General features: G+C 60.5%; 19 protein-coding genes. 18 read left to right on the top strand and 1 reads right to left on the bottom strand.

The features are described from left to right. The first annotated feature begins 395 nt into the window (after positions 1-395). From DW024_RS07940 to DW024_RS07985, 10 genes are all read left to right on the top strand, one after another. Positions 396-830, top strand: coding sequence for a hypothetical protein (locus DW024_RS07940; protein WP_118377410.1), 435 nt, complete (start codon positions 396-398; stop codon positions 828-830). A 123-nt stretch (positions 831-953) separates the two neighbouring features. Next, a complete protein-coding gene (locus DW024_RS07945) occupies positions 954-1,484 on the top strand; it encodes a DUF6036 family nucleotidyltransferase (protein ID WP_117736879.1) in 531 nt (176 codons plus the stop codon). Then, on the top strand, positions 1,481-2,044 hold the full coding sequence (locus DW024_RS07950; RefSeq protein ID WP_117629046.1) for a transcriptional regulator: 564 nt from the start codon (positions 1,481-1,483) through the stop codon (positions 2,042-2,044). Before DW024_RS07945 ends, DW024_RS07950 begins: the two co-directional genes overlap by 4 nt. Positions 2,045-2,095: 51 nt before the next feature. Further along, positions 2,096-3,451, top strand: a complete 1,356-nt coding sequence (rmuC, locus tag DW024_RS07955) for a DNA recombination protein RmuC (RefSeq protein ID WP_118377411.1) — start codon at positions 2,096-2,098, stop codon at positions 3,449-3,451. Positions 3,452-3,574: 123 nt separating this feature from the next. Further along, on the top strand, positions 3,575-5,377 hold the full coding sequence (locus tag DW024_RS07960; RefSeq protein WP_118377412.1) for an ABC transporter ATP-binding protein: 1,803 nt from the start codon (positions 3,575-3,577) through the stop codon (positions 5,375-5,377). 63 nt (positions 5,378-5,440) lie between these two features. Beyond that, on the top strand, positions 5,441-6,106 hold the full coding sequence (gene nth / locus DW024_RS07965; protein WP_117800586.1) for an endonuclease III: 666 nt from the start codon (positions 5,441-5,443) through the stop codon (positions 6,104-6,106). Between the two features lie 156 nt (positions 6,107-6,262). Next, complete coding sequence (gene mfd / locus DW024_RS07970; RefSeq protein WP_118377413.1) at positions 6,263-9,895, top strand: transcription-repair coupling factor; 3,633 nt, start codon at positions 6,263-6,265, stop codon at positions 9,893-9,895. A gap of 215 nt (positions 9,896-10,110) precedes the next feature. Beyond that, entirely contained in the window at positions 10,111-10,974 is an 864-nt protein-coding gene (locus DW024_RS07975) for a phosphatase PAP2 family protein (protein ID WP_089573230.1), read from the top strand. Between the two features lie 45 nt (positions 10,975-11,019). After that, entirely contained in the window at positions 11,020-12,045 is a 1,026-nt protein-coding gene (locus DW024_RS07980) for a low specificity L-threonine aldolase (RefSeq protein WP_089573229.1), read from the top strand. A gap of 77 nt (positions 12,046-12,122) precedes the next feature. Continuing rightward, positions 12,123-12,713 carry a GNAT family N-acetyltransferase gene (locus DW024_RS07985; protein WP_118328425.1) on the top strand — a complete coding sequence of 197 codons (591 nt, stop codon included), beginning with the start codon at positions 12,123-12,125 and terminating at the stop codon, positions 12,711-12,713. Between the two features lie 361 nt (positions 12,714-13,074). Here the strand turns inward: DW024_RS07985 and DW024_RS07990 are convergent, their stop codons facing one another. After that, on the bottom strand, positions 13,075-13,824 hold the full coding sequence (locus DW024_RS07990; RefSeq protein WP_118377414.1) for a GntR family transcriptional regulator: 750 nt from the start codon (positions 13,822-13,824) through the stop codon (positions 13,075-13,077). A 205-nt stretch (positions 13,825-14,029) separates the two neighbouring features. Between DW024_RS07990 and DW024_RS07995 the strand changes: the two genes are divergently transcribed. From DW024_RS07995 to DW024_RS08030, 8 genes are all read left to right on the top strand, one after another. Beyond that, positions 14,030-15,022: an SIS domain-containing protein gene (locus tag DW024_RS07995; protein ID WP_117564961.1), complete on the top strand. Its 993-nt coding sequence runs from the start codon at positions 14,030-14,032 to the stop codon at positions 15,020-15,022. A gap of 287 nt (positions 15,023-15,309) precedes the next feature. Next, positions 15,310-16,392 carry a DMT family transporter gene (locus DW024_RS08000; RefSeq protein ID WP_117778793.1) on the top strand — a complete coding sequence of 361 codons (1,083 nt, stop codon included), beginning with the start codon at positions 15,310-15,312 and terminating at the stop codon, positions 16,390-16,392. A 204-nt stretch (positions 16,393-16,596) separates the two neighbouring features. Further along, entirely contained in the window at positions 16,597-17,520 is a 924-nt protein-coding gene (locus DW024_RS08005; protein ID WP_118266120.1) for a PTS mannose/fructose/sorbose transporter subunit IIAB, read from the top strand. A gap of 36 nt (positions 17,521-17,556) precedes the next feature. Next, positions 17,557-18,351 (top strand): PTS sugar transporter subunit IIC, encoded by a 795-nt coding sequence (locus DW024_RS08010; protein WP_006235136.1) that lies wholly within the window; start codon positions 17,557-17,559, stop codon positions 18,349-18,351. 13 nt (positions 18,352-18,364) lie between these two features. Further along, complete coding sequence (locus tag DW024_RS08015) at positions 18,365-19,198, top strand: PTS system mannose/fructose/sorbose family transporter subunit IID (RefSeq protein WP_055252122.1); 834 nt, start codon at positions 18,365-18,367, stop codon at positions 19,196-19,198. Positions 19,199-19,388: 190 nt separating this feature from the next. After that, positions 19,389-20,372 carry an SIS domain-containing protein gene (locus DW024_RS08020; protein WP_226814256.1) on the top strand — a complete coding sequence of 328 codons (984 nt, stop codon included), beginning with the start codon at positions 19,389-19,391 and terminating at the stop codon, positions 20,370-20,372. Positions 20,373-20,528: 156 nt separating this feature from the next. Continuing rightward, a complete protein-coding gene (locus DW024_RS08025) occupies positions 20,529-21,158 on the top strand; it encodes an HAD family phosphatase (protein ID WP_158564546.1) in 630 nt (209 codons plus the stop codon). 353 nt (positions 21,159-21,511) lie between these two features. Beyond that, on the top strand, positions 21,512-22,519 hold the full coding sequence (locus DW024_RS08030) for a YitT family protein (RefSeq protein ID WP_118258627.1): 1,008 nt from the start codon (positions 21,512-21,514) through the stop codon (positions 22,517-22,519). Positions 22,520-22,589: the final 70 nt, after the last annotated feature.

A 22,589-nucleotide genomic window follows, 5' to 3' on the forward strand; every position in this document is an offset into this window, starting at 1 on the left:
CCGCTCACGGCTCCGCAGGGTCGCGTTGAGGGAAGGCGATCCGGCCTCCCGCCCTGCGCTCCGGCTTCGGGTCGTCGCGTGCTCGTTACTGAAAAGCTGATTAGAAGTTTGTGTGCCGCCCCTTTTGGGGCGGCACGTTTTTGTGTGGGGTCCCTGTCCCCACAATTTTCGTCAAGCTTTTGGTTAGATTTTGGTCAGTTGGCGTAAGGGTGGAAGGCCAAAAGATTGTTGGCGAAAAAAGCTCAGAGAAAGTGCTGGTAGGGGAGTTGTTGAGGTTTTCGACAGCTTTTGTCAACAAGAAACTTTGCGGCTATTGCTACGGATTGCGTTGTCGCGGTCATGGCGGTGCGGGATGCTGGGCGTAAGCGTCGAATGCTCCGATTTTGGAGGCCAGCATGGATTTGTTTCTTGAGACTCCGCAGCAACAAGCTGAGCGCATGCTGCGTCAGCAGCAACGACTCATGGAGACGCAAATGCAAGGGGCGGCAGTCCAGCCCTTTGCGCAAAATGTCGTGCCCGCTGCTGTACCTGCAGCTGTGCCCGGGTGTGAATCGGCACCAGAGGCCTATTCCGTACAGCAAGATTCATATGCGCAGGAGCTCGCGTTCGACAAGCGTCGTGCGCGTCGTCGCCGCGTGGGCCAGCGCCTGCGCACCTTGGCGATGATCATGCTCATCCCGCTGGGGCTTGCGGCCATCTTTCTGGCGTCGTATGCCCTCACGTGCATCCTCAACGGCGCATCGCCCAACGAGGTGCTCCAGCATCTAGCGGCCCTAGGCCAGCGCTTAGGTGACGTCATAACAACCATCCGCGCCGGCTGGGAGAGTTAGCGTTTGTCACATTAGGACTTCTAGGGTGTAGGGATTCTCGCCACGAGTAGGATTCTTGCATCCTGTGGGTCCTGTCGTGCGACTGAATAGTATTATTGAAGATGAATAATAATAGGATTTGCTATGTATAAGCAGGATTTAGAGCAGACTCTTTTGGATATTGACGAAGAGGCGGAGCTGGAAATAGGTCCAAGAGACGATAGGCCGAGCGTTGTATTGGTGGGAGGAAGCGCCTTCATGCTAAACGATGTGACGAATCGGTCGGTTACACATGACATTGATGTGTTTGAGGCAGACAGGTGCCTCCGCGAGATCATAGCTCGATACCCCGAGGTGAATGGCATGGTAGTGGCATATTGCAACCAGATGCCATTCAATTACGAAGATCGACTGATCCCATTGGAGATCGGGGCGCATTTTATCAGGTACTTTACGCCATCTTTGGAGGATCTGGCGGTGATGAAGCTTTATGCCTATCGTCCGAACGACATCGTCGACCTCCATAGTCGAACATTTATCGACCGACTTGATTGGGATCTGCTCGAGCGGCTTATATTCGATGAAGGAGAGGCGTTGGCCTCGTCGCCTTCAGAGCGGAGTTATCAAGAGATGGTCTGTGCATACAGGCAATACAAAAAGGAGGTGCTCGGTTGAATCTGACTTTTGAGGGATTTTTGAAAGGCTATTGCCGAGAGCTGTCCGGACAGCAGTCGCTGAGTTTTAGGAAGCTTGTAAAGCAGGCAACAACGGTTGAGCCGCGTGTGGCGGAGCCTCTGTTTTTGCTCGCTTTGGCGCAGGGTAAGGCCGAATACGTTCTGGGTTTATCCGAGGGCTCGTGGATGGAAGAGGGCTATCGAGGTGTTTTGTCTCTGTATGGCCAAGCGAGTAGCCTGGCATCTCTATGCTCCGAGGATAAGCTCCCCAATCGTTACGCCAACGTTTGGCGTGCGTATAGAGGGGTGAAAGAAAAGCCAGCGGCCGACAGAAGGGTGAACGCCCTGATGAGAAAGAGAACACTTAAAGCATTGGAGGAATCGGGTGTAACGCGCTACGGTCTCTGCCGCGATTTGAATCTGAATAAGGGAAACGTGTACGCATACTTAGCCGGTGATGACTCGAAGGTGAGCAGGAAGACAGCGCGTCGCATTATGGAATATGCGGAGGAGAGAAGCACCCAAGAAGGGGCCGGGCGCCCGGTGCGTGTGGCGGGGTAAGATTGATCGCGGTTTTGATTGATGATCGATTGGGTTTGTTGGGCGGAGTTTATGTCTGCAATTGATATTGCACTTATTGTGATTGCTTTGGTGGCGGTGGGGGTCGCTGCGGCCTGTGCCCTGCAGCTCAAGGGCCTTCGTGCCGAGTTGCGGGAGCGTGGCGACAGTAGCGCGGAAACGCTGGCAGCACTCGAGCAGGCCAACAACGCGCTCGATGCCCTGAACGTCGCGCTGGCCGAAACACGCCGCACGGCCAATGCCATCGCGCAGCAGCAGACGACCGACGCCGCCGTAGAGCAGCAGCGCTACCTGACCATTGCGCGCGAGTTCTCGCAGGCGGGTGACCGTATGGATGACCTGCGCCGCGAGACGGCCCAACAGCTTGGCGCCAACCGCGAAGGCATCGAGCACCGCCTGGACAAGGTGCGCGAGACGGTCGATGCCCAGTTGGGCGCCATCCGCAAAGACAACAACGTGCAGCTCGATCAGATGCGTGCGACGGTGGACGAGAAGCTCTCCCGTACGCTCAACGATCGCCTGTCGGCATCGTTTAAGCAGGTGAGCGACCAGCTCGAGGCCGTGTACAAGGGCCTGGGCGACATGCAGTCTATCGCCACCGGCGTGGGCGACCTTAAGCGCGTGCTGGGCAACGTCAAAGCGCGTGGCATTTTGGGCGAGGTGCAGCTGGGCGCGATCCTGGCGGACATCCTCACGCCCGACCAGTATCTGGAAAACGTCGCCACCAAGACCGGCGCCTCGGAACGCGTTGAGTTTGCCGTCAAGCTGCCGGTGGACGAGGACGACCCCGTGCTGTTGCCGATTGACTCCAAGTTTCCGGGCGACGCGTACGAGCACCTGCTCGACGTGCAGGAGTCGGGCGACGCGGAGGCCGTTGCCGCTGCGCGCAAGGCGCTCGATATGATGGTGAAGCGCGAGGCAAAGGACATCTGCGAAAAGTACCTGAGCGTACCCGCGACCACCAACTTTGGCATTATGTTCGTGCCGTTTGAGGGCCTGTATGCCGAGGTCGTCAGTCGCCCCGGGCTTATCGAGACCCTGGGCCGCGACTATCACGTCAACGTTGCCGGCCCCAGCACCATGGCCGCCATTCTCAACAGCCTGCAGATGAGCTACCAGACGTTTAGGCTGCAAAAACGTACCGACGACGTACTGCGCGTGCTCTCCGCCGTCAAGGCCGAGCTGCCGCGTTATCAGGCGGCGCTGCGCCGCGCCCAGCAGCAGATCGAGACCGCGGGCAAAACGGTCGAGGGCATCATTACCACGCGCACCAACGTCATGGAGCGCAAACTCAAGGACATCGACGCGCTGGAAGACGCGCGGGAGGCCGACGCGATTTTGGGCTTGGAGTCCGCAGACCTGCCCGCAGACCAAAAAGACGAGGACTAGCTGCATCTGACGGCGGGGCGCCTGCGCAAGCACGGCGCGGGCGCTTTTCGCATCGCGCTTGCCTGAAGTGCGCTTCAATGTGCAACAATGGCGTTTCGCCCTATCAGATGCGAAAGGAAGCCCATGTCTCAGAGAAGCACCAGCCCGCTCAGCCGCTCCACCGTGCGCCGCACGTTGCAGCGGTTTTGGGGTGTCACGCGCACGCAGCCGCTGATTGTCTTTCTCTCGGTGCTCTCGTCGTCGGGCTACATCTTTTTGCTGACGTTTGCCAATACCTATGTGATGGCCCTCATTGTCGACCGCATTCAAGTCGGTCCCGTGGCGGGTGGCCAGGTGTTTGAGGTCTTCGGCCCCTATATCCTGGCGCTCGTACTCGTTAACCTGGTGGGTCAGATCCTCTCCAAGCTACAGGACTACACCGTCTACAAGCTCGAGATTGCGGGCAACTATCACCTGGCGCGTCTGTGCTTCGACACGCTCTCCAACCAATCCATGACATTCCATACCAGCCGCTTTGGCGGATCGCTTGTGAGCCAGGCAAGCCGTTTTATGAGCGGCTATACGGGTCTGGTGGACGTAACGGTGTATTCGCTCATCCCCACCATCACCTCGGTCATCTGCACCGTGGCCGCACTCGCCCCGGTGGTGCCGACGTTTACCGTGATCCTGGTGGGCATCATGGTCGTCTACATTGCGTTTGTCTGGCTTATGTACAAGCGCATCATGCCGCTTTCGGCCGCGACGTCCGCCGCGCAGAACAAGCTCTCGGGCGTGCTCTCCGACGCGGTCACGAACATCTTGGCCGTCAAGACTTGCGGGCGCGAGGACTTTGAACGTGATCTGTTCGATACCGCCGACCGCGCCGCGCGCGACGCCGAGACGGTCTCGATGCACGCCATGATGCAACGCAACTTTACGACCTCGGGCCTTATCGTCATCACCATGGCTGTGGTGAGCGTGTTCGTCGCGGGCGGCAACGCGTGGTTTGGCATCTCGGCGGGCTCGCTCGTCATGATCTTTACCTACACCTATAACCTCACCATGCGCCTGAACTACGTGAGCTCCATGATGCAGCGCATCAACCGCGCGCTGGGCGATGCGGCCGAGATGACGCGCGTGCTGGACGAGCCGCGTCTGGTGGCAGACGACGAGAACGCCTCCGAGCTCAAGGTGCGCGAGGGCGCGATTGATTTTGAGCACCTGAGCTTTGCATACCGTGATGCCGCGGCGGACGAGAGCGTGTTCGACGACCTGACGCTCCATGTGGCGGCGGGCCAGCGCGTGGGCCTGGTGGGCAAATCGGGCTCGGGCAAGACGACGCTTACCAAGCTGTTGCTGCGCTTGGACGATGTGCAGGGCGGCCGCGTGCTCGTGGACGGCCAGGACGTCTCGCGCTGTACGCAGCAGAGCCTGCGCCGTCAGGTGGCCTACGTGCCACAGGAGGCGCTGCTGTTCCACCGCTCCATTCGCGAGAATATCGCCTACGGCCGCCCCGACGCCACCGACGAGCAAATTCGTGAGGCGGCGCGCCTGGCCAATGCCCTGGAGTTTATCGACCGCCTGCCCCATGGCTTTGACACCATGGTGGGCGAGCGCGGCGTTAAGCTTTCGGGCGGCCAGCGCCAGCGCGTGGCCATTGCCCGTGCCATCCTCACCGACGCGCCGATTCTGGTACTCGACGAGGCGACGTCTGCCCTCGATAGCGAGTCCGAGGCGTTGGTGCAGGAAGCTCTCGAGAACCTGATGCGCGGCCGCACCTCCATTGTGGTGGCGCATCGCCTGTCCACCGTGGCGGCGCTCGACCGCATCGTGGTGCTGGCGGATGGCGAGATCGTCGAGGACGGCACGCATGTGCAGCTCGTCGAGGCGGGCGGCGAGTACGCGAGCCTGTGGAGCCGTCAGACCGGCGCATTCTTGGAGGCGTAAACGTCTCGGACGTGGGACAATTGTGCCCATAAGTTTATTGTGCCGTTGAGCCGAGGAGTCGTTATGCCACGCGAGACCAATGCCGCCAAGCGCGAGCGCGCCATCGAGGTGTGTGAGCGCCTCAACCGTCGCTATGGTCCGGTCGAGTGCTTTTTGGACCACGAGAATCCCTTCCGCCTGCTGATCGCGGTGCTGCTTTCGGCGCAAACGACCGATGCGCAGGTCAACAAAGTGACGCCGCGGCTGTTTGCCCAGTGGCCCACGCCCGAGGCCATGGCCGGGGCGAGCGTAGCTGACGTGGCGGACACCATCAAGTCGCTCGGCTTCTACAAGAGCAAAGCCAAGCATGCCGTCGAGGCCGCGCAGATGATCGTCGCCGACTATGACGGCGAGGTGCCGGCCGACATGAAGGAACTCGTGAAGCTGCCGGGCGTGGGACGCAAGACGGCGAACATCGTGCTCAACGTGGGGTATGGCATCGTGGAGGGTATTGCGGTGGACACGCACGTCAACCGCATTGCGCACCGCCTGATGCTGAGTCCCAAGACGCATGCCAAGGAACCGCTCAAGACCGAGCAGGATCTGCTCAAGATTTTGCCGCACGAGTATTGGGAGTCGGTCAACCATCAGTGGATCACCTTTGGTCGCGAGATCTGCGACGCCCGCAAACCCAAGTGTGACGAGTGTCCGCTGGCAGATTTGTGCCCCAGCGTGCGCGTGGCGGGGTAGGGCGGAACGCATCTTCGTCTGGCGTTTTTTGCGGGGCTGGGTTTGCCCTTGAGCCGGAGTCCGCCCCATGCGTTACCATGACAATCAATAGTTTTGATGTACGACCCGCCGAGCCTGCCCCGGCGGGCTTTTGGCGTTGCGATGCCGGAGGACCACATGCTCATTCACCGTATAGCCGCGCAGCTCTACACTGCCGAGGCGCTGCAGACCGTCGAGGCCGGACTCGATGCCGGCGAGGACGTGACGCTGGCCGTGTCGCAGTCGGGCCGCACGCTCATGGCGGCAGCCCAGTTTGCGCGCCGCCCGCGTCCCACGGTCTATATCGTGAGCGGCGAGGACGCGGCCGATCGCGCCGCGCGCAGCCTGGCCGCCTATGTGGGTCTGGCGCATGTGTGCCGCTTTCCCGAGCGCAAAGACTATCCATGGCGTGAGCAGGCGCCCGACGACGCCGTGGTGGCCCAACGCTGCGAGGCTTTAGGGCGCATCGTGCGCGGCGATAACTGCATCATGGTCGCCTCGGCCCGCGCGCTACTGCGTTGCGTGCCGCCGGTCGAGAGCCGCTATTGGGAGTCCACCACCTTTGCGGTGGGCGAGGAGATTCCCTTCGACGAGGTGCCGCAGCGCCTGGTGGGCATGGGCTACACCAATGCAGGTGCCGCCGACGCGCCCGGCCTGTTCCGTGTGCACGGCGATACCGTCGAGGTGTTCCCCGCGCAGGAAAAAGCACCCGTGCGCATTGAGTTCTTTGGCGACGAGATCGACCGCATCCGCCGCATGGTGAGCTCTACGGGTCAAACCATCGGCAACGAGGACAGCATCGAGATCTTCCCGTGCCGCGAGTTGGCGCTCACCGACGAGGCCATCCACAACATGCATGTGGCGCTCTATCGCGCCAGCCAGAGCGATAGCAAGCTGGCGGCGCTGCTCGAGATGGTGGATGCGCGCATCGTCACGCCCGAGCTCGATCGCTTTTTGCCGGTGATGTACGGCCAGACCGTGAGCCCGTTGGCGCACGTGAGCGGCAAGGCGCTTGTGGTCCTGTCCGAGCCGCGCTCGCTGTTCGACGATTGCCTGCGTGCCTACGAGGATATCGAGGCACGTGCCGGCGAGGCGGGGGTCGACCGTCTGGACGGCCTGTACGTGCGTGCCCAGCAACTCGACTTTGGTGCCCAGCAGCGCCTTAACTACGTGAGCTTGATTCGTGCCGGCGGTGCGGTGACGGCAGAGCTCAAGATTGAGCAGCCGGCCATCGCGGGCTCGGACAATCGCTTTATGACGCGCATCCAGGAGGTCGTGGGCAAGCGCTATGCCTGCGTGTTTGCCATCCCCGACCGCGGTGCACGCGAGTCGATGGAGCTCACCTTTGGCGACGAGGGCATTACCTTTGAGGAGTCGTTGACGGCCGCGCCCGAAAACGCCGGCGTTATTGGCGAGCGCGTACGCGTGGCAACGGCGGATTCTGCCGACCGTGCCGCACGCCAGGAGGCCCATGCTTCCATTCACGAGCGTAAGGCCGACGCGCTCAACGCCCGCTCGCTCGAGGCGGGCGCGGCCCAGGCTGCCGCCGGTGCCGCCGTGCCCACCATCTCGCGCGGGCGCGTGACCTTTGTCGATGCCGCTCTGCCGCAGGGCGTGGTGGTGCCCGACGCCAATTTGGCAGTGTTCTCGATCGCCGACCTCAACGCCCGCATGGATGCCAATCGCGCGCGCAGCCGCCGCAAGGTTGACATTACGCAGATCACCTTCCCGTTTAAGCCGGGCGACTATGTGGTGCACGCAACGCATGGCATCGCGCTCTTTAGCGAGATCGCGCGCCAGGAAGTGGGCGGCAAGGAACGCGACTACTTTTTGCTGGAATATGCCGACGGCGACAAGCTCTACGTGCCGCTCGAGCAGGTCGACCGCATCACGCGCTATGTTGGCCCCGACGGCGACAAGCCGCGCCTGACCAGGCTCAACACCGCCGACTGGACGCGTGCCACCAATAAGGCACGCAAGAACGCCAAAAAGCTGGCGTTTGACCTGGTCGATCTGTATACGCGCCGCTCCTCGATTACCGGTATCGCCTGTCCGCCCGATACGCCCGAGCAGATCGAGATGGAGGAGAGCTTCCCCTACGACGAGACGCGCGACCAGCTGGAGGCCATTGCCGACATCAAGGCCGACATGGAGGCGCCCAAGCCCATGGACCGCCTGCTGTGCGGCGACGTGGGTTTCGGCAAGACCGAGGTTGCCCTGCGCGCGGCGTTTAAGTGCGTGGACTCCGGCCGCCAAGTCATGGTGCTCTGCCCCACGACCATTCTGGCCCAGCAGCACTACGAGACGTTCTTTGAGCGCTTTGCCCCGTTTGGCCTCGAGGTCGAAGTGCTCAGCCGCTTCCGCACGCCGGCGCAGCAAAAGCGCGCGCTCAAGGCGTTTGCCGAGGGCACGATCGACGTGCTCATCGGCACGCACCGCTTGCTTTCTGCCGACGTGAACCCCAAGAACCTGGGCCTGGTGATCATCGACGAAGAGCAGCGCTTTGGCGTGCAGCACAAGGAGCAGCTCAAGAACCTGCGCGAGCAGATTGACGTGCTCACGCTTTCGGCAACGCCGATTCCGCGAACCATGCAGATGGCCACGAGCGGCGTGCGCGACATGAGCCTGATCACCACGCCGCCGACCGGGCGCCGCCCCGTGATCGTGCACGTGGGAGAGTACGATCCCGACGTGGTGAGCGCGGCGATTCGCCTGGAGGTGGGTCGCGGCGGCCAGGTGTACTACGTGTCCAACCGCGTCAAGACCATCGACGACGCCGTGGCGCGCGTGCACGAGGCCGCGCCCGAGGCGCGCGTGGGCGTGGCGCACGGCAAGATGAGTCCGCGCGAGGTCGAGGACGTGATGATCGAGTTCGCGACCAAAAAGATCGACGTGCTCATCGCCACGACCATCGTGGAGAGCGGCATCGACAACGCGTGCGCCAACACGCTCATCATCGAGGACTCGCAGCGCCTGGGCCTGGCACAGCTCTACCAGCTCAAGGGCCGTGTGGGCCGTTCTGCCACACAGGCCTACGCATACTTTATGTTCCCGGGCGAGCTGCCGCTCACCGAGGAGGCAACGGCGCGCCTGACCGCACTGTCCGAGTTCCAGGACTTGGGCAGCGGCATGCGCATCGCCATGCGCGACCTGGAGATTCGTGGCGCCGGCTCGCTTATGGGCGCCGAGCAGCACGGCAACCTGTCGAGCGTGGGCTTTGACCTGTTTACGCAGATGCTGGGCCAGGCCGTGGCCGAGGCGCGCGGCGATGACGATGCCGGCGTGGAGGCGGCGAGCGTGGGCATCAACCTGCCGGCCGACTACTTCTTGTCCGAGGAGTACATGCCGGCGGTGGACCAGCGCGTGCTCGTGTACCGCAAGCTCGCGGCGGCTGAGGACCTGGAGAGTGTCGACGAGGTGCAGGAGGAGATCGAGGCCGCGCATGGTGAGCTGCCGCTGGCGGGAATCAACCTGTTCAACCGCGCGCGCATCCGCATTCGCGGCGAGCGCCTGGGGCTCGAGAGCGTCACGCTCAGCGGTGGGCGCATCACGTTTTTGGGCGTCGACGTGCCCAAGAAGGTGGCCTTTGAGCTTAAGACCCGCTACGGTGCGGTGAACTTTCCCAAGAGCCGCAAGCTGTCGGTGCCCTACAAGGCCGGCGCCGGTGCGGGCAGCGGCCTGGGCCGAGGCCTCGACGCCAACGACGGCACCGGCCCCGTGGCGGCCGCCCTCATGCTGCTGCAGCAGCTGGGCGCCAGCGATGACGACTAATGGGTCGACGCTGCAAACGCCCCATTTGGGCAATCTGACCCTCACTCGTCGGTCGCGTACTCAAGTACGCTTCCCTCCTCTTTCGGGCCACCTTGCCACAAATGGAACGTTTTCGCTTACTTATGCTCAACCTGTAAGGGTGTTTACGGGACAAAGCCATCTTCGTCTCACCCACATTGCAGGTTGACCGCCCTTCACCCGACCGAAAGGAAAGCATGTTCGGATACATCTACAAGAAAGATGTCGCCATGATCGCGGTTGTCCTGTGCCTTTGTCTGGGCGTGGGCAGTTTCTTCGATTATCAGATCTCGAGCGCGCTCTTCAATATCGGCAGCATGTACGGTCGCTTTATCGAGGCCGCTGGCGAGCTGCCGTTTGAGCTGACGGCGAGCGTCGCGGGCGTTATGCTCGTGCGTTCGGCACGCCCCGATTCCAAGACGAGCAAGTGGCTTGCCGCGCTGGGCGTTCTGGTCAACGTGGGCCTGACCGGCTACGAGATCGTTTCGTCCCTGAGGGTTGGCGGCAAACTCATCGCGGCTCAGTTGGTGCTGACGTTTGTGCTGGTCATCGTCGCCAACCTTATCGTCTATCGCCTCACGCGCGCGACCGACCCCGACGAGCTCACACGCTGGGCGTTGATGGTGCTGGCCGTGTGGGTCGCTCAGGCCATCATCCTCAACGTGGTTGTCAAGCCGCTGTGGTCGCGCCCGCGCATGCGCGTGATCGAGGTCACGCCGGGGCTCAATTTTCAGCCGTGGTGGGTGATTGGCAACCCCGACAAGTGGAGCTATATTGCGGCCGGCGTAATCAAGGACGGCTTTAAGTCGTTTGCGAGCGGACACACGGCGCACGCGGCGATCGGCCTTATGCTCGCCGGGCTTCCTGCGGCGTCCTTTAAGGAAAAGCCGTCGCGACGCCGCGTGGTCTTTTGGGTCGCTGCCGTGGTCGCGGCGCTCGTCGCCTTTGGCCGCATCGTGATCGGTGCACACTTTTTGACTGACGTGAGCTGCGGCTTTGCCCTGGTGTTGGCACTTGAGTGCCTTGCCGCACGCATTGCCTATCCGGGCGGCGTACAATAGCGGCGTTTAAATCATCGGGCCCATGCCCGGCTAGAGAGGATTGCCATGCTCGCGTTCAACAACGACTATTCCCACGGTGCTCATCCGGCAGTGCTGCAGGCGCTCGTCGATACCAACATGGAGCCGCAGCCCGGCTACGGTACCGATGCGCACACCGAGCGTGCCAAGCAGCTGATTCGCGAGGCCTGTCAGGCCCCCGATGCCGACGTGTTCTTGCTGGTGGGCGGCACGCAGGCCAACGCGACGGTGATTGACATGCTGCTCGCGCCCTACGAGGGCGTCGTTGCCGCCGAGACCGGCCATGTCGCTTGCCACGAGGCGGGCGCCATCGAGTTTGGCGGCCACAAGGTGCTCACCATCCCCGGCTACGAGGGCAAGATGCACGCCGAGGATCTCGAGAACTATATCCAGGTGTTCTACGAAAACGAGAGCTACGAGCACACGGTGTTCCCGGGCGCCGTGTACGTGAGTCTATCGACCGAGTACGGCACGCTGTACTCCAAGGCCGAGCTCGCGGCGATTCACGCGGTGTGCCAGAAGCGCGAGATTCCGCTGTTTGTGGACGGTGCTCGTCTGGCCTATGCACTGGCGGCCGATGAGTGCGACATTACCCTGCCCGAGCTGGCGCAGCTGTGCGACGTGTTCTACATCGGCGGCACCAAGTGCGGCGCGCTTTGCGGCGAGGCTGTGGTGTTCTGCGGCATGCACGCTCCGGCGCATCCCATTCCGCGTATTAAGCAGCACGGCGCGCTGTTGGCCAAGGGCCGCCTGACGGGCGTGCAGTTTGAGGCGCTCTTTACCGATGGCCTGTATTTTGAGATTGGCCGACAGGCGATTCAGACGGCCCAGGCGCTGCGTCGTGTGCTGCACGAGCGCGGCTACCAGTTCTTTTTGGAGACGCCCACAAACCAGCAGTTTGTGATTCTGCCCAACGAGGACATGGCCCGCATTCGCGAGCATGCGGCGATCGAGTACTGGGAAAAGTACGACGATACCCACACGGTGGTGCGCTTTTGCACCAGCTGGGCCACGACGCAGGAGGACATCGACGCGCTGGCGGCTGTCCTGTAGCCTGATGTAATGACGAGGGGCCGCCTTGCGCTGGGTTTGGCGCAAGGCGGCCTTTGTTTTTGAGAGAGAAGGGTTGTATGACCGAGATGTCCGAGCCGGCGATTCGCCTGGCGACGCCCGAAGACGCGCCGGCGTTGCTTGCCATCTATGAGCCGTATGTGCGCCAGACGGCGATTACCTGCGAATACGAGGTGCCGAGCGTTGAGGAGTTCGCCGGGCGCATCGAGCGTACGCTCAAGCGCTATCCGTATCTGGTGATGGAGCTGGACGGGCGTCCGGTAGGCTATGCCTATGCGAGTCCGCTCAACAGCCGCGAGGCATACGACTGGTCGGTCGAGACGTCGATTTACCTGGCACGCGACGTGCGCCACGGCGGGCTGGGCCGCAAGCTGCACGATGCGCTCAAGCAGTGCCTGATCGCGATGGGCATCACCAACATGTGCGCGCTCATCGCCGTGCCGCACGACAAGGACGACGAGTATCTAACGCACAACAGCCAGGACTTCCATGCCCATATGGGATATCGCTTGGTGGGTGCTTTCGACCGCTGTGCCCAAAAGTTCGACCGCTGGTACGACATGTGCTGGATGGAGCTGGTCCTGGCCGAGCGCACCCCCAACCAGCCCAAACCAACCTGGTTCCCCGACCTTCCTAAACCTACCATTTAGGGACAGGTTTATTTTGGCAGGTTTTTGGCTGTCTTGTGGTATCAAATCGCCGCAAGTAGCGTGGCGTTTGTACGCTATTTTGACCTGGATTGTCCCCTCGGGACGCCTTGCGGGCTAAGTGAGTAGACTTTTTTGGCGCAGGCCGAGCACAAAGCGTATCTGCCTTAGTAAAACCGCAGGTCACGGAGGTGGCTGTTTTGAATGTGCTCGGCAGCTCGCGAAAAGTCTACTCACTTAGATTTACGGTGCTGGATATTTTGGGCAGGAACAGTTGAGCTTGGGCGGCGAGTGTTGCCAGGCGATGTTGGCATTTGCGCCATGCCGGCTTGAGATTTAATAAAAACCGCAGGTAAAACGTTTATTAGGTACATTTTGCCTCGTTTGGTGCGCTAGCCGATGGCTCGGTGTATTTGGCGCGGTCGGTGCGTTGGATGCGCTTGGAGACATGGAGCGGACGGCCGTCGGTGTCGTAGACGTAGTCGGTGATCAGGATCAGCGCCTGCCCGCGCTCGACGTTGAGCAAAAATGCCTCGTTTTGCGACGCATAGCACACCTCAAAGGTCTTATGCCCCTGCGCCGGCGCGCGATGGAACTCCTGGCGCAGCGTGGCGTAGAGCGAACCGTTGATATCGCGATCGATGAGCGACCCAAAGCTTGGCGGCAAATAGGTGGTCTCCAGGCACAGTGGCGCATCGTCCAGGTAACGCAGGCGGACAAGTTTGACAAGCTTGCTGCCCACGCTAGCGTCAAAGAACTTGGCCACGCTGCCCATTGCTTTGGCAAAGCCCGAGTCCACCGTGCGCGTGGTGGGCTTCATGCCCTGGCCTTCGACCTGCTTGGTATAGCTCGAAAACACCAGGTTGTTCTCGTGGAGCGCCGGTGTGTCGGCCACAAAGGCGCCGCGCCCGCGCTCGGTTCGAATCAGGCCCTCGTCAACAAGCACCTTAAGGGCATGGCGCACGGTGCTGCGCGACAGGCCCGATTCGTCCATGAGTTCCATCTCGGACGGCAGTTTATCTCCGCGGGCGTAGGTGCCGGCGGCAATGCGGTCGCGAAGCGTTGCCGCCAGACGCTCGTATTGGGTCAAGTTCTTTTTCGACGAAGTGCTCATGCGAACAACCTGTATCTAACTTGTATGCTTACAGAACCAAGCATGTATCCAACATGACAACAAAACCGCTGGTAATGGCTTGCCGAAAACTTTACCAGCAAAATTTCTAAGACAAATATAGCATACAACTAGTCGACATAACCAAAACATGTATGTAACTTGTATGCCATCGAGAGCATCAAACGAGAAGAAAGGCTGATGCACGATGACTACTCAGGAACAGGTTAAGGACGTCGTCTCCCAGGTTTTGGCTGACAAGGCAGACAAGGGCGGCATCAAGCGCGTCGTGTGGATTGGCGCCGGTGGATCCAACGGCGGCAACTATCCTGCCCAGTACTTTATGGAGCACGAGGCCACGCAGGTCGTGAGCTCCAGCTACACCAGCAACGAGTTCGTGCACGCCACGCCTGCCTACGTCAACGAGAACACCCTGGCCGTCGTCGTGTCCATGCGCGGCACCAAGGAGACCATCGTCGCCGCCCAGGTCGCCAAGAACCACGGCGCCAGCACCATCGCCATCTATGTTGACGAGTCCGGCCTCACCGAGGTCTGCGACTACAAGATCCAGTACGACAGCCTGGCCATCGACGAGTCCTGCATGGGCCGCACCAACTCCGCCGTCGTGACCATGATTGCTATGGAGCTTACGCAGCAGACCGAGGGCTATGCCGAGTACGAGGCCGCTATGGCCGCCTTCGACTTGGTCGACCCCATCTATCGCAAGGCTGTCGAGTACACCCGTCCGCTCGCTGCCAAGTGGGCCGAGCAGAACGCCGACAAGCCCTGCATCAACGTTATGGCTCAGGGCCCGCTCTTTGGTGCCGCCTACGTCTTTAGCATCTGCAACGTGCAGGAGATGCTGCAGATCGACTCCTGCACCATCAACACCTGCGACTTCTTCCACGGTCCCTTCGAGATCCTGGACAAGCGTACCTCGCTGTTCCAGCTCATCAGCGTCGGCCGCAGCCGCTGCAACGACGAGCGCGGCATTCGCTTTGTCAACCAGTACGGTGGTGAGCGCGTCTACCAGCTCGACGCCAAGGAGCTCGGCCTCAACGACATCAAGGACAGCGTGAGCGAGTACTTCAACCACCTGATCTTTGCCCCGATCCTCAACAACGTCTACATGCGTGCGCTCTCCGCCGTCACCCACAAGGACTACATGACGCGCCGTTACATGTGGAAGCTGGATTACTAAGGGATAGAGCGGCCTAACAGCCCAATACCCCTCATGAGTTGCGGTGGAATAGTTCCTGTTTGGGAGTGTGAAGCCTCTGTTTGAGAACTATTTCACCGCAACTGCTAGAGCGGCACTTGGGGACGTTCCCTTTCTGCCGGCAGTTAGGGATGTTCCTTTTGTGCCGGCAGTTGGGGACACTCCTTGTGTCGAGAGATTTCCCGTTCGCCGATTTGTGCCTTGAAAAATGTATATAACGACTATAACGTAGCATGAAACATATTGGAAATAATACTGAGGAGGCTGCGTTGAAGAGGAGCAATCTGGGCTATGTGCTGGTGCTGATCGCCGCGCTTATGTGGGGCAGCATCGGAATCTTTGTAAACGGCATCTCGGCCATGGGCGTTTCGTCCCAGAGCATGGCTGCCTTTCGCTTGTTGGTCGGAGCGCTTATCTTGGCGCCGGTCCTGATGTTTATGGGCTGCCGTCCGGGTGAGGGGTCTACCGTGGTTCAGGGTCCGCTGACCCTGTTCAAGGCAAGCCCTAAAGAGCTTGTTTCCTGCGCGCTTGTCGGTATCGTCGGTTTGGCTGCCGCCAACACCTGCTATTACGAGTGCATGCGCGAGGTGGGCATGTCCACGGCATCGGTGCTGCTCTACACGTCGCCGGTGTTTGGCGTCGCGCTCGGCCGCGTCCTTTATCGCGAGGACGTGACCCTCAACAAGCTCGTTGCCATTGTCTTTAACATCGTTGGCTGTGTGCTTGCGGTGACCAATGGCGACCTTTCCGGTTTTCATTTTTCGGTTTGGGGCGTCACGTCGGGCGTGATTGCAGGCCTTTGTGGTGCGTCGCTCGCGGTGTTTAGCCGGATAGCGACCAAGACGGTCCACCCGCTGGCTGTCACGTTTTGGGGCTTTGTTTTTGGCGGTGCGGTTATGGCAGCTATCGCGGCTCCGTGGCCGGATGTCGCCGCGGCAATGTCGCCACAGCTGCTGCTGCTGTTCCTTGGCTTTGGACTCATCCCCACAGCCGTGGCTTACATCTTATATATGCAGGGTCTGTCCATGGGGCTCGAGACGTCGAAAGTTCCCGTCGTAATGTCATTCGAGACAGTCGTCACCGTACTGCTGGGCATTGGTGTCTACGCCGAGCCCGCCGGCGCGATCAAAGTTCTGGGCATCGTTTTGGTGCTCGCGTCCATCGTGATTATGAACACCGACTTTTCCAAGCTGCGCAACAGTGTGTTTGTCGGCCATGTCGTTGAGAGCATGACCTTTAAGCCCAACGCGTGGTGGACGGAGAAATCGCAGGACATGGATCTCTTCCGCGAGCGCACGGGCATTGCGCTGGAGCCCACCGTGCAGGAAAGCCCCTGGTACTTCGTGCGATAGGGGATTGGCGGTGTGTTTGAGCAGGTAGCGCCCGGCGTTTGATCGGGCGGCGCCTAGCCAGCGCCGACCTACCCAAGACCATCGTTTCGATTGCGTTAAACCCGCCAACGGTCGTTTTTCACCCGCGAACGGTTTATATACTAATTATCAATATAAGCAACGTATAAGACGTTATAATGACCATAACGAAAAGGAGGAGGCAAGATGAATCAGATCATTCTCGCATCTCATGGCGGCCTGGCCGCAGGCGCCAAAGACACGCTCGAGATGGTTCTCGGCGACGTGTCGAACGTCCACGTCGTGTCGCTTGCTCGTGACGACAAGGAGCCCATCACCAATAAGGTTGAGGCTATGATCGCCACGTTCAACGCGGACGACACCGTGTATGTGCTAACCGATATGCTCGGTAGCTCGGTCAACAACAACATGGTCGAGCTTTCCAAGAACGGCACGAAGTTCACGGTTGTCAGCGGTTTCAACATCCCGCTGGCGCTCACGCTTGCTATGAGCCCCGCCCCCGTCAAGGGCACCGAGCTCGCGGCCCTCATCAACGAGGCCCGCACCGGTCTGACCAACCCCAACGCACCGGTCGAGGTCGCCGCGGCTCCCGCCAAGAAGGCCAAGGCGTCCCGTCACAGCTCCGGTCCCGCCAAGATCGTCCTCGCACGTCTTGACTACCGTCTGCTGCACGGCCAGGTCGTCTTTACCTGGACCACCAAGGTTCAGGCCGAGCGCATCATCGTCGTCGACAACGCTGCCGCCAACGATGACATCAAGAAGGGCGCTCTTAAGCTGGCCAAGCCCCAGGGCGTGCGCCTGAACGTCTTCACCGTTGAGCGTGCCCTTGCCAAGATGGACAAGCTCAACACCCTCGGCGAGCGCGTCATGTTCGTCTTTGGCAACACTGCCGAGATGCTGCAGTTCTGCCAGGGCTACAAGCTCGACGCCATCAACCTGGGCGCCACCGCCAACCACGACGGTGCCGAGCAGGTCGGCGGCAAGGACAGCTCCGTCTTCTTCGACGCCACCCAGAAGGCCGACGTCAACCAGCTGCTCGACATGGGCATTAAGCTCTACGTCCAGCAGACCCCTACGTATCAGAGCGTCGACATCGACGCCAAGCTGTAATCAACCAGGCGTTTGCCTGACTGAAAGGAGAAGGGTATGAATACGTTCATCAGTGCGGTGCTCGTCGGCCTCGTCGGCGTGTTCTGCATGTGGGACTCCCGCCTGCTCGGTCGTCTTAACTTCGAGCAGCCCCTCGTTGGCGCTACGCTCGTCGGTCTGCTGCTGGGCGATGTGCCCACCGGCCTTGCCGTCGGTGCCGCCGTCGAGCTCGTGTCCATGGGCCTGGTGCAGGTCGGCGCCGCCGTTCCGCCCGATATGGTCCTGGGCGGCATCGTGGCCGCTGCCTTTGCGTGCCTGACCGATGCTTCCGCCGAGACCGCCATGACGATCGCCATCCCGGTCGCCGTCCTGGGTCAGCTCCTCGGCATCGTGTTCCGTTCCATCATCGCCGCCCTCACCCATGTGGCAGATAGCGCGATCGATAACGGAAAGTTCAAGACCGCTTACCGTATGCACATCTGCGCCGGCTCCGGTCTGTACGCCGTCATGTACTTCCTGCCGATCTTCCTCGCCGTCTTTGTTGGCACCGACTTGGTTCAGGCCATCGTCAACATGGTTCCCGAGTGGCTGTCCACTGGTCTTAACGTTTCGACCAAGATCATGACCGCCTACGGCTTGGCCCTGCTGCTCACCATGATGATCAAGAAGGGTATGACTCCGTTCCTGTTCATCGGTTTCCTGCTCGCCGCTTACCTCAACCTGTCCGTCATCGCGGTCGCTTTGATCGGTGTGTGCCTGGCTGTCGTCTTCATGGGCTTCAAGTTCAACGGTTCCCATGCAGCCGCCGGTGTCGATTCCGACTACGATCCGCTCGAAGACGACGAAGACTAAGGAGGAACACACTATGGCAACCGCAACCAAGGACGTGTCCCTGAACAAGAAGGTCAGCCAGTTCTTCTGGCGCTCCTGGGCCATCCAGGCCTCTTGGAACTACGAGCGTCAGATGAACATGGGCTTCCTCTACGGCATGGTTCCCACGCTCGATCGCCTCTATCCGGATGAGTCCGACCCCAAGCAGCTCGCTGCTAAGAAAGAGGCTTACCACCGTCACATGGCGTTCTACAACTGCACCCCGCAGACGAGCGCTTTTGTCCTAGGCCTCGCCGCCTCCATGGAGGAGGAGTACGCCAAGGATCCCGAGAACTTCGACCCCGATTCAATCAACGCGGTCAAGACCTCCCTCATGGGCCCGCTTTCCGGCATCGGTGACTCCTTCTTCCAGGGCACCATCCGCGTTATCGCCTTTGGCTTGGGCGTTCAGCTGGCTCAGCAGGGCTCCATCATGGGCCCGATCCTGGCCATGCTCATCTCCATCGTGCCCTCCGTGCTGATCACGTGGTTCGCTGCCAAGATCGGCTACCAGGGCGGCCACGAGTACCTGAGCAAGCTCCAGGGTGGCGACCTCATGGAGAAGCTCATGTATGTCTGCGGCATCGTGGGTCTTATGTCCGTGGGCGGCATGATCGCTACGCTGATCGGCGCCACCACCCCGCTGCAGTTCGCTGAGGGTACCGTCGTTATCCAGGACATCCTGGACGGCATGATGCCCCAGATGATCTCCCTCGGCCTCACCGGCCTTATGTACTGGCTCATCAAGAAGAACGTCAACACCGGTTGGCTTCTCGTGATCGCCATTGTGGGCGGCATCGCCCTCTCCGCGGCCGGCATCCTGGCCTAGTCGCGACCCAGCGCTTTCCCCCGGGGGCCTGCCTGGCATCCCATACCCCAGGCAGGCTTCCATCCCTAATGTGACAAAGGGACAGTCCCTTTGTCACATCCTCAACGGGCCGGCGACTCGGCTCATATCACGGTAACCCTGCGAGCGTCCGGCAATGTGGCGCCGCAAAAAATCGAAAGGAATGTGTCAGATGTACGAGATCGACCTTAACCTCCCTAAGCAGATCGTCGCTGACGTCCTGTCCAACCACGAGATTCACAGCGTTGCCTTCGTCGGCTGCGGCGCTTCCATGTCCGACCTTTACCCCGCCAAGTACTTCCTGGCCAACAACACGGACAAGCTGAACGTTCAGATCTTCACCGCTAACGAGTTCAACTACGACACGCCTTCCTGGGTCAACGAGCACACCTTCGTGATCACCTGCTCCCTCGGTGGCTCCACGCCCGAGACCGTCGAGGCCAACAAGACCGCCAAGAAGCACAACTGCCCGGTCGTTTCCCTCACCAACAAGGCTGGCTCCGCTCTGACCGTCGACGCCGACCACGTCATCGTTCACGGCTTCCACGCCAACTACGCTGCCAAGTGCGAGAAGCCCGGCTATGCCATCGCTCTTGCTCTCGAGATCCTTCAGCAGACCGAGGGCTATGACCACTACGAGGACATGATCACCGGCCTCACCAACGTTTTCGATCTCTGCGAGAACGCCGCTCAGCACTGCAAGAAGCTCGCCAAGAAGTTCGCCGAGGACTTCAAGGACGACAAGATGATCTACTTCATGGCCTCCGGTGCCTCCGAGAAGATGGCTTATTCTCACGCCGCCTTCCTGTTCACCGAGATGCAGTGGATCGACGCCGCCGCCTACAACACCGGCGAGTACTTCCACGGCCCGTTCGAGGTTTCCACCGAGGGTAAGCCCTACGTCTTCTTCATGTCCGATGGTGCTACCCGTCCGATGGACGCTCGCGCCCTCACCTTCCTTGAGCGCATGGGCGCCAAGGTCGCTCTGATCGACTCCAAGGACTACGGCCTGGCCGACGCCGTGCCCGCGAGCGTCGTCACCTACTTCAACCCGCTGCTGCACCTCGCCGTTATGCGCGAGTACGGCAACCAGATCGCCGAGGCCCGTCAGCACCCGCTGACCATGCGTCGCTACATGTGGAAGCTTTCCTACTAATCACAAGTAAGTAGACCTTACGGGTTGATTGAGAGGGGATGGGGTTTGCGCCCCGTCCCCTTTTTGCTTTGGGGGCGTGTCCGTTGCGTCATAAAACCCCAGATAAAACCTACCAAAATAAACCTGTCCCTTTTTGGCAGGTGGGAGGAGATGCGTATGATCAAGGCAGTGCTGTTTGATATGGACGGCGTGCTGGTCGATACCGAGTGGTTCTACAACCGTCGTCGCGTGGCGTTTATGGAAGAGAAGGGGTTCCACTTTGACGAGATCCCCGATCTTTCGGGGTCTAACGAGCCCGCCATTTGGGAGGCGCTGGTGCCCGACGATGTTGAGCTGCGCGAGCGCCTGCGCGTGGAGTACAAGCAGGTCTACAGCCCGGACCATCCCGTTCCGTATGCCGAGCTACTCAACGAGCAGACGGAGCCGGTGATGCGTGAGCTGCACGAGCGCGGCGTCAAGTGTGCCATCGCGAGCTCGTCCTATCGCGAGCTCATTGACGAGCTGGTGGAGATTGCCGGTATCACCGACGTGCTGGACTACACCATCAGCGGTCACGAGTGCAGTGCATTTAAGCCCGACCCCGAGATCTACCTGCGTGCCATGGAGGCGCTGGGTGTGGAGCCTACCGAGTGCCTGGTTATCGAGGACTCGCCTTTGGGCATCGAGGCCGGCAAGCGCTCCGGCGCGCGCGTCCTGGCACTGCGTCCGCACGAGGGCGTTAACCTGGACCAAACGGGAGCCGACGCCGTCATCGACAACCTCGCCGACATTCTGACCGCTTTGTAGCGTCAATTCGCCGCAAGAAGTGCGGATTCACACGTCTCTTGCGGTGGATTGGCTCATTTTGGCTTCGATTTAGATCCGTTTGGCTTCGACTCGGACTAAGTGAGTAGACTTTTTGGCACATGCCGAGCACAAAGCGTATCTGCCTTAGTAAAACCGCAGGTCGGAGAGGTGGCTGTTTTGAGTGCGCTTGGTAGATCGCGAAAAGTCTACTCACTTAGAATTTGGCTCTTTGGTTGGGGAGCTGCTGGCTCGTTTTGGTTGTCGAGAGAGGGTGAATTGAAGCGCCCTCTCGCGCTCCATGCTACAATCGCCGGCATGCCCCACAATTACATCTGCCTTCGAAAGGAGCCTACGTGGCGAACGCCATCGATCAGCTCACGGACCGCGTGCTCGTGCTCGGCCGTCTCACCATCGTCCGCCGCGCCATTACTGCCGTGGCGGTCACCATCTCCGCCGTTCTCCAGACATTTCTGATTCAGGCGTTCATTCGCCCCGCCGACCTGCTTCCGAGCGGCCTCACCGGCGTCGCGGTCCTGCTCGATCGCGTCACCTCGCTCGGCGGCGTTCATATCGACATCTCGCTCGGCATGCTCGCGCTCAACATCCCCGTGGCGCTCCTTTGCTGGAGCGGCATCAGCAAGCGCTTCGTCATCTTCTCGATGATGCAGGTCATGCTCTCGTCGCTGTTCCTCAACATCTTTCACTTCGCCCCGTTTTTGGGCGACAAGATCATGCTCATCATCTTTGGCGGCGTGGTCTCGGGCCTGGGCGCCGCCATCGCGCTTAAGTCCGGCGCATCCACCGGCGGCACCGACTTTATCGCGCTGTGGGTTTCCAACCATACAGGCAAGACCATCTGGGGCGTCATCTTTGGCTTTAACTGCGCTATCCTGGCGATCTTTGGCTTTATGTTTGGCTGGGACAATGCGGCGTATTCCATCGTGTTCCAGTTTATTTCGACCAAGACCATCGACAGTTTCTACCGACGCTACGACCGTGTGACGCTGCAGATCACGACACGCAAGGCAGACGAGGTCATGACAGCCTATGTTGACCATTTTCAGCATGGCATTAGCTGCGCCGAGGTCATTGGCGGATACAGCCGCGAAAAGATGTATCTGCTGCACGCCGTTGTCTCGACCTACGAGAGCCAGGACATTATCAAGCTGGTGTGCGATATTGATCCCGGCGCCGTGATCAATGTGTTCCACACGCTCAACTTCGTGGGCGGCTGGTGGGGCGGTCATGTCGACGAGCCCATGCCCACGGCCGTACCCGATCCCGACAAGCCCGCGCGCATGGCCAGCAGGCAGGCGCGCCTCAGCGAGCAGGACAGTCTGCAGCAGGACGACGGCAAGTAAGGATTTGCTGTATGTGGTGTATCGTTTTATCAAACTGAGATAACATATAAAAAGACGTTATATACGTATT

The organism is Collinsella sp. AF37-9 (assembly GCF_003475115.1).
In the GTDB taxonomy this organism is placed as follows: domain Bacteria; phylum Actinomycetota; class Coriobacteriia; order Coriobacteriales; family Coriobacteriaceae; genus Collinsella.